The following is a 5,267-nucleotide window of genomic DNA, read 5'->3' on the forward strand; positions in this document are numbered from 1 at the left end:
AGATGCTCTTCGACCGTGAGGAGCTCGCTCATGCGGGGTGATCCGCAAGCGAGCGCCGCGCGGGCTGGTCCGGCGGGGCGGAGAACGCTCGCTAGGCGACCAGGCCGCCGGCCAGAACCGTCGCGGGGACGCCGGCGGCGACGAGGGCTTCGGCCGCGCGACGCGCGCGCGCGCCGACTTCGCACACCACCACGATGGGCCCGTCTGCCGAGCGTCCGGCCGCGGGGGGGACGGCGGCGGCCGGGTCGGCCAGCACGGCGGCCAGCGGCACGGGGATGACGCCCGGGATCGCTCCGGCGGCGACCTCAGCGGGCTCGCGGACGTCCAGGAGCACGGGCGGGCGATCCGACGCGAGCGCTTCGACCACGTGCGCAACCGAAACCGACGACACCGCGGGAGCCGCAGGGCGCGCGGCGGCGCGAATCCCGCTGCCGCGGAGCGGAACCTCGCTCTGCCGGGAGCGGAGGGCGTCGATCACCAGCACCCGGCCGAGCAGAGGCTCGCCGATCCCGGTCAGGAGCTTGATCGCCTCGGTGGCCATGAGGGCGCCGATCTGCAGGCACAGGGCGCCGAGCACGCCGACCTCGGCGCACGTGGGCACATCGCCCGCGCTGCCGTGCGGATAGAGGTCGGCCAGGCGCACGGCGGGTGCACCAGGGGGCGGGTCCGACCAGAAGACCGTCACCTGCGCGTCGAAGGCCTGCACGGTGCCCCACACGAGAGGAGTGCCGAGCTCTTCGCACGCCGCGGCGACGGCTTCGCGTGTCTCGAAGGTGTCGGTGCCGTCGACGACGACGTCGGCGCCCCGGAGCAGGGCGGCGGCGTTGCCGGAGTCCAGGCGGGAGGAGACCGCCGCGATGCGGGTCTCGGGGGCCAGGTCGGCGGCGACCCGGGTCGCGCTGGCGACCTTGGGAGCGCCGACATCCGAAAGCCGGTGCATCACCTGGCGCTGCAGGTTGGATGCCTCGACCGTATCGTCGTCGATCACGGTTATCGTGCCCACCCCGGCCGCGGCGAGGGCCAGCACCACCGGGGAGCCGAGCCCGCCCGCCCCGACGACGGCGACGTGTGCGGCGGCGAGCCGGCGCTGTCCGAGGTCGCCGAACGCGGCCAGGCTCGTGTGGCGCGCGGTGCGCGCTCTCTCGGCGTGGCTGAGCGCGGCGACCGGCTCGACGAGGGGTGGCAGTGGCATGATTCCAGGCTAGCCGCGGACGGCGGCCACCGATCCGATGCGCGGCGGCACGAGTTCCGCGCGAGCGGAGTTCTCACCCTCGTACGACCGCATTCGCGGTGATAGCGTCATCCCGTGGAGACATTCAAGGTGGCAGACGCGGCGCGGCTGCTCGGGGTGAGCGATGACACCGTGCGTCGCTGGGTCGACCAGGGGCTGCTCCCGACGACAGGTGCCGCCCCCGCCGAGATTCCCGGTGATGCGCTCGCCGCGCGGGCCGTCGAGCTCGCCCGGTCGACGTCGGATCCGACCGACGTGCTCTCGAGCGCCCGCAACCGGTTCGTGGGCCTCGTGACGCGGGTGCAGGTGGACGGCGTGATGGCGCAGGTCGACATCCAGGCGGGACCGCATCGCGTCGTGTCGCTCATGTCGGCAGAGGCCGTCACCGAGCTCGGGCTCGACGTCGGTGCGCTCGCGGTCGCGGTCATCAAGGCGACGAGTGTCATCGTCGAGACCCCGAGAGGCTGAGGTGACCCGTCGCACCGCCCGAACCCCGCTGGCGCTGGCGCTGGTGGCGTCCCTCACCCTGCTCAGCGCCTGCGCGACGGGTGCGGGCACCGCGCCGACCGAGGCCCCGACCGAACCCGCGCTCTCCGGCGAGCTGACGATCTACGCCGCCGCGTCGCTCGGCGCCGCCTTCGACGAGCTCGCCACCGAATTCGAGGCCGACAACCCGGGGGTCGACATCCTGCCGATCGTCTACGACGGCTCGAGCACGCTCGCCGCCCAGCTGCTCGAGGGGGCGCGCGCGGATGTCTTCGCGACGGCCGACGAGGCCAACATGGAGAAGGTCGCCGAACTCGTCGACGGCTCGCCCGAGATCTTCGCCACGAACACGCTCGTCATCGCGACGCCCCGGGGAAACCCCGCCGGCATCGAAGAACTGTCCGACCTCGCCGACCCGGCGCTGACGGTCGTCTTGTGCGCGCCGGAGGTGCCGTGCGGGTCGGCCTCGCAGAAGCTGCTCGATGCTGCCGGAGTGGCGCTCACCCCCGCGAGTCTCGAGCAGAACGTGACCGCCGTGCTGACGAAGGTGGCCTCGACCGACGCCGACGCCGGCCTCGTCTACCGCACGGATGTCGCGGACCGGGCGGATGTCGATTCCATCGTGCCCGAAGGCGCCGACGCGATCGTGAACAGCTACCCCATCGCGACCCTCGCGGCATCGGCGAACCCCACCGCCGCGGCCGCCTTCGCCGCGTTCGTGACCGGTGAGCGCGGCCAGGGCATCCTCGCGTCGTACGGCTTCGGCGCGCCGTGAGCCGGCAGGAGCGGGGCTTCCTGCCCCCCGTCCTCGCGGTTCCCGCGCTGCTGGGCCTTGCGCTGCTCGTCGTGCCCCTCGCGGCCCTCGTGGCGCGCGCCGAGTGGAGCACGCTGTGGGCCGACATCACGTCGTCCGCGGCGCTCGATGCCCTCTTCCTGTCGCTGCGCACCGGACTCGTCGCGACTCTCATCTGCGTGATCCTGGGGGTTCCGCTCGCTCTCGTGATCGCGCGCTCCGGCCCACGCATGTCGGCCGTGCTGAGGGTGCTCGTCACGGTGCCGCTCGTGCTCCCGCCCATGGTCGGCGGCGTCGCGCTGCTGTTCCTGTTCGGCCGCAGCGGCCCGCTCGGGGTCGCCATGGAGGAGTGGTGGGGCGTGCGCGTTCCCTTCACGACGGCGGCCGTCGTGATCGCCCAGGCGTTCGTCGCCCTGCCGTTCCTCGTGCTCGCCCTCGAGGGCTCGCTCCGCACCTCCGGGGTGGGCTACGAGCGCGCCGCTGCCACGCTCGGCGCCGGACGGTGGACGATCCTCCGCCGCGTGACCCTGCCGCTCGCCGCCCCCGGGCTCGTCGCGGGCGTGGTGCTGTGCTTCGCGCGAGCGATCGGGGAATTCGGGGCCACGGCGCTCTTCGCCGGGAACGCGCCCGGGGTCACCCAGACCATGCCCCTCGCGATCTACACGGCCTTCAACGGGGCCGGCGTCGGACAGGGCGCCGCGGTCGCCCTGTCGCTGCTGCTGCTCGTGACCGCGCTGCTCGTGCTGCTGCTGGTGCGCGGATGGCGCCCGGGGACACCGCGATGAACGCCCGCACGGGCATCGGGGCAGCGCTGGAGGCCGAGGTCGTGATCGAGCGCCGCGGGGGGTTCCGGCTCGATGTTGCGCTCGATGTTGCCCCGGGCGAGGTCGTCGCCGTGATGGGGCCGAGCGGTGCCGGAAAATCGACGCTGCTCGAGGCGATCGCGGGGCTCGTTCGGCTCAAGGCGGGGCGCGTGCGCATCGGCGAGCAGGATGTCGCGACCGCGCGGCCCGCGCTGCACACGCGCCCCGAAACGCGGGGGGTGGCCCTGCTCGGGCAAGAGCCGCGCCTGTTCCCGCATCTCAGCGTCTGCGAGAACGTGGCGTTCGGGCCGAGGGCGCGCGGGGTGCCGCGCGCGCAAGCGCGCGCCGATGCCGGCGAGTGGCTCTGGCACGTGGGTCTTCCCGGGCTGGGCGACCACAGACCGTCCGAGCTGTCGGGCGGCCAGCAGCAGCGCGTCGCGGTCGCCCGCGCGCTCGCGGCATCCCCCCGCCTTCTCCTTCTCGATGAGCCGCTCACATCGCTCGATCCCGAGACCGCGGGAGAGATCCGGGGGATGCTGCAAGCGCAGCTCGCCGCCGCCCATGCCAGCGCGGTCTTCGTGACCCACGACGCCGTGGATGCGGTGGCGGTCGCCTCGCGGCTCATCCTGGTGGAAGAGGGACGCGTCTCCCAGGAGGGCGACGTGCGCGACGTGCTCGCGGCCCCCGCGACGCGTTTCGCGGCCGCGATCGCCGGGGTCAACCGCATCGAGGGCGTCGCGCACGCGGGGCGGTGGCGGGGTGGGCAGACGTGCCCGGACGTCGTCATCGAGGGGCAGGATGCCGCAACGGCGACCGACGAGGGGGCGCCGCTCGTGGCGGTGTTCCGCCCGGACGCCGTCCGGCTGGAGCGACCCGTCGAGCCGACGTGGACGGGCGCGATGCGGGCGCTGGGCGGTGAGGTCGAGGCGAACACCTGGTTGTCGCGCGTCGCGCGGCTCGAGCAGACCCCCGCCGGCGTCCGGGTGCACACGTCGCAGCCCGCGGTCGCGGTCGATGTGCCGACCGCCGCGGTCGCCGAGCTCCACCTCACGGCGGGCGCGCCCGTGCGGCTGCGCGTGGCGCCGAGCGTGGTGCGCCTGCAGCCGGGTGGCTGAGCAGGCTGAGCAGGCTGAGCCCGAGCGGATGGCCGGCAGACCCCCACCGGGTAGTGTCGTGCGGTGACCGACATCCGGCCGTTCTGCCCCGGCGATGAGCCCGCGCTCGCCGAAATCTGCGTCAAGACCGCCGACGCGGGCGGGGACGCGACGGGACTCTTCCGCGACGACGCGCTCTGGGCGGACGTGTTCGTGCTCCCCTACGTAGCGCGGCATCCGGATTTCGCCTTCGTCGTCGAGACCGACGACGGTCGCATCGCCGGCTACATCGTCGGCGCCCCCGACACCGAGGCGTTCGAGCGCTGGTTCGCGACGTCGTGGTGGCCGTCGTTGGCGGGCCGTTACCCGCTCGAGGGTGCGGGCGAGCGGGAGCGGGGGACGATCGAGTACGCCGCCGCCCGGGGACCCGGCCGCGCGGTGCACGCGGAGGAGTATCCGGCCCACCTGCACATCGATCTGCTGCCGGAGCTACAGGGGCAGGGCTTCGGGCGTCGGCTGATCGACACACTCGTGGCCGCGCTGGAGGCGCAGGGCGTCCCGGGGATCCACCTCGTCGCCGCCTCGGAGAACGAGGGTGCGATCCTCTTCTACCCACGAGTCGGGTTCACCGCGCTTCCTTCGGAACCCGGCACCCGCGCGTTCGGCCGCAGACTTCGCTGAGAGGCGGCGCGCCGCGGGTGCGGGGGCAGTTCGTGTCGCTTCACGCTCCGTGAACCGACCACACGTGCCACTTCGTCGAAGCCGGGCGAGCTCGAAGTGGCAAGTAGCGCCGCAACACTCACTGCTAACCGACCACACGTGCCACCCCATCGAAGCGGGGCCCCTCGAAGTGGCAGGTC

6 protein-coding genes are annotated in these 5,267 nt (G+C 73.6%); 5 read left to right on the forward strand and 1 reads right to left on the reverse strand.

Annotated features, from left to right (window positions below):
* Positions 1 to 91: 91 nt before the first annotated feature.
* Positions 92 to 1,192 carry a ThiF family adenylyltransferase gene (locus VNT50_RS06610; RefSeq protein WP_325484311.1) on the reverse strand — a complete coding sequence of 367 codons (1,101 nt, stop codon included), beginning with the start codon at positions 1,190 to 1,192 and terminating at the stop codon, positions 92 to 94.
* Positions 1,193 to 1,306: 114 nt separating this feature from the next.
* Here VNT50_RS06610 and VNT50_RS06615 point away from each other — a divergent pair, with 114 nt between their 5' ends.
* From VNT50_RS06615 to VNT50_RS06635, 5 genes are all read left to right on the forward strand, one after another.
* The gene (locus VNT50_RS06615) at positions 1,307 to 1,699 is read left to right on the forward strand and encodes a TOBE domain-containing protein (protein ID WP_325484312.1); all 393 of its coding nucleotides are present in this window, start codon (positions 1,307 to 1,309) and stop codon (positions 1,697 to 1,699) included.
* 1 nt (position 1,700) lies between these two features.
* Entirely contained in the window at positions 1,701 to 2,492 is a 792-nt protein-coding gene (gene modA, locus VNT50_RS06620) for a molybdate ABC transporter substrate-binding protein (protein ID WP_325484313.1), read from the forward strand.
* Positions 2,489 to 3,295 (forward strand): ABC transporter permease, encoded by an 807-nt coding sequence (locus VNT50_RS06625; protein WP_325484314.1) that lies wholly within the window; start codon positions 2,489 to 2,491, stop codon positions 3,293 to 3,295. The genes modA and VNT50_RS06625 overlap by 4 nt, the downstream gene beginning before the upstream one ends.
* Positions 3,271 to 4,428 carry a sulfate/molybdate ABC transporter ATP-binding protein gene (locus VNT50_RS06630; RefSeq protein ID WP_325484315.1) on the forward strand — a complete coding sequence of 386 codons (1,158 nt, stop codon included), beginning with the start codon at positions 3,271 to 3,273 and terminating at the stop codon, positions 4,426 to 4,428. The genes VNT50_RS06625 and VNT50_RS06630 overlap by 25 nt, the downstream gene beginning before the upstream one ends.
* A gap of 63 nt (positions 4,429 to 4,491) precedes the next feature.
* A complete protein-coding gene (locus VNT50_RS06635) occupies positions 4,492 to 5,088 on the forward strand; it encodes a GNAT family N-acetyltransferase (RefSeq protein ID WP_325484316.1) in 597 nt (198 codons plus the stop codon).
* Positions 5,089 to 5,267 lie beyond the last annotated feature (179 nt).

It is taken from the genome of Microbacterium sp., from assembly GCF_035554235.1.
Classification (GTDB): Bacteria; Actinomycetota; Actinomycetes; order Actinomycetales; family Microbacteriaceae; genus Microbacterium.